Genomic DNA, 2,131 nt, shown 5'->3' on the forward strand with positions numbered 1-2,131 from the left:
TCTTCCGATCTATTTATAGCCAAGATATCTACTTTCAAGACCCGGTTAACAAATTTAAAGGAAAATTTAATTATCGCATTATTTTTTGGACGCTGCGATTTCACGCGAAACTATTTTTTACGGAAATATACTTCGATCTCCATGACGTGAATCAGACAGAGCCGGACATCATTTTGGCCAATTGGACTGTGCGCGGTATTTTGCGTCTTCCCTGGAAAGCTCGCATATTTTTCAACGGCTACTCTACTTACAAACTCAACAAAGATATTTTGATATACGAGCATATTGATATCTGGGATCGCCCTCCTGGCGAAATTTTGAAACAGTTCATTCGCAAGGGAGGAGAAAGCTAGCGCCGCTACGCAGAAGTCAAAAGTCAAAAATATTTTGAATGTCAGGCATTCAGCTACTTTCGGCTTCCTGGATTAGAGCCAGTGCAAATAAATTAAGAAATATAATCGGCAAGGAATTCTCGCATATATTGATTTACAACTTCGGGTCTGTCTTGCTGTACCCAGTGACTACAGTTGGGGATGTACTTAATTTGAAAATCTCTGACATAAGCTTCTGTACCGTAGGTGAGTTCTTTCCCAAGGGCTGTATCGTTTTCTCCCCAAATCATCAGTGTAGGAACTTCCAGAATTTGCCAGACTTCTTTGATAAATACCTGCCGAAAAATATTGCGATAATAACTCAACATCGCTTTTATAGCACCTGGTTTGGCAGCGGCATTTTTGTATGTTTCGATATCTGCTGAAGCAAAGTTGTTTTTATTAAAAGTCGTCTTAATAAAAACTGATTTAATTGCTTTGTAATCAGATAATTGCAAAACAAATTCCGGTAGTACAGGTAACTGAAAAAAGAAGATATACCAGCTACGCATCAACTGTTGCGGATTTGTAAAGAAAGCCTGGAAAAATTTGGCAGGGTGAGGTACATTCATAATAATCAATCGCTCTACGATTTCCGGATAAGTGTAGGCAAAATTCCAAGCGATCGCAGCACCCCAGTCATGCCCTACAAGCACACATTTTTGGTAACCTAATGTCTCGATCGCGCCCTTAACATCTTTGATAAATTCATCCATCACATAAGCAGATTTATTTGTTGGTTTATCGCTGTCATTGTATCCGCGTAAATCAAGGGCGACAACCTTAAAATCCTTAGAAAATTGTGGAATTTGATATCGCCAAGAATACCAAAATTCAGGAAATCCATGCAGCATCAGCATCAGGGAACCTTCTCCCTGAGTTACGCAGTGCAGCTTTATCCCATTAGTATTAATATAATTGTGCTGCCAGGAATTTTCTATAACAGACATTGATATTTCCTAAATAAATGGTAGGGTGGGCATTGCCCACCATCGAGAAAGAAAAAAGGGAACAGACATTTTGATGGGCATTGCCCACCCTACGTTAAATTACAACCAGCGATTTATCGCCACCAGTATCGCTGACCTTGCCAAAAAATGCCAATGGGAAGACCCATTAACTGATTTGGATTTTGTTTGAAATTCATTAGAATAGCTGGTAGAGGGAAGAGTAACTTGAAAGCAATAACTAAGGCTACACAGGGAATTAACGCCCACAAAACACCGGCATTGATTCTCACTTGCGGATAAAATCGCTCAAGTAAGTAAACTGCGAGTACACCCACGCAAGCTGCTACGAGAAAATTCATGAATACACCAGTAGGGCCTGAATATATAAAATTTAGCGTTGCTTCGACTATAGAAGAGTATTTCAGCCCTAAACCTACTAGCAACTCTACAATGATAACAATAAGTGTGGTGAGGACAGAAACTTGTAATAAAGATGACCAAGGCAGGAGTTTTAAGCTACCCAGAGGATCTCGCATATTGTTTCCAGCTAAGAGATTGATTTAATTTTATCTTGACTGGCGAGTTTCCAGTAGCGCCAGTCTATGATTGCGGTACTTTCTGGAAGGCTCTTTCTGTCTGAGGTCTGGCTAGTTTAGCTTTGTCTGATGGGAATTTCAATCGCAAACTCCGCCCCTTTACCGGGTGTTGAAATGCACTTTAGCTGGCCACCATGTTTTTCCACAACAATTTGATAGCTAATAGACAACCCCAAACCGGTGCCTTTACCGACTGGTTTAGTTGTAAAGAAAG

Annotated in this window: 4 protein-coding genes; 1 reads left to right on the forward strand and 3 read right to left on the reverse strand. The window is 40.2% G+C overall.

The features are described 5' to 3' along the window. The coding region (locus H6S82_RS30475; protein WP_191057272.1) for a DUF2358 domain-containing protein at nt 1-353 on the forward strand (353 nt) is incomplete at its 5' end. Between the two features lie 92 nt (nt 354-445). On the opposite strand, the gene H6S82_RS30480 is transcribed toward H6S82_RS30475, so the two are convergent. The 3 genes from H6S82_RS30480 to H6S82_RS30490 all read right to left on the reverse strand — a co-directional run. After that, nucleotides 446-1,321 (reverse strand): alpha/beta hydrolase, encoded by an 876-nt coding sequence (locus tag H6S82_RS30480; protein WP_190463572.1) that lies wholly within the window; start codon nt 1,319-1,321, stop codon nt 446-448. 113 nt (nt 1,322-1,434) lie between these two features. Beyond that, a complete protein-coding gene (locus tag H6S82_RS30485; RefSeq protein ID WP_190463574.1) occupies nt 1,435-1,857 on the reverse strand; it encodes a peptide chain release factor 1 in 423 nt (140 codons plus the stop codon). 116 nt (nt 1,858-1,973) lie between these two features. Next, nucleotides 1,974-2,131, reverse strand: a 158-nt coding sequence (locus H6S82_RS30490) for an ATP-binding protein (protein WP_277926619.1), incomplete at its 5' end; no start/stop codon positions are given.

Origin of the sequence: Planktothrix sp. FACHB-1355 (assembly GCF_014748295.1) — a bacterium.
GTDB lineage: Bacteria > Cyanobacteriota > Cyanobacteriia > Cyanobacteriales > Aerosakkonemataceae > Aerosakkonema > Aerosakkonema funiforme_A.

What these genes read in the sequence shown, in the direction of transcription:
- H6S82_RS30485 (WP_190463574.1), bottom strand. Translation starts at nt 1,857, where the DNA reads ATGCGAGATCCTCTGGGTAGCTTAAAACTCCTGCCTTGGTCATCTTTA.
- H6S82_RS30480 (WP_190463572.1), bottom strand. Translation starts at nt 1,321, where the DNA reads ATGTCTGTTATAGAAAATTCCTGGCAGCACAATTATATTAATACTAAT.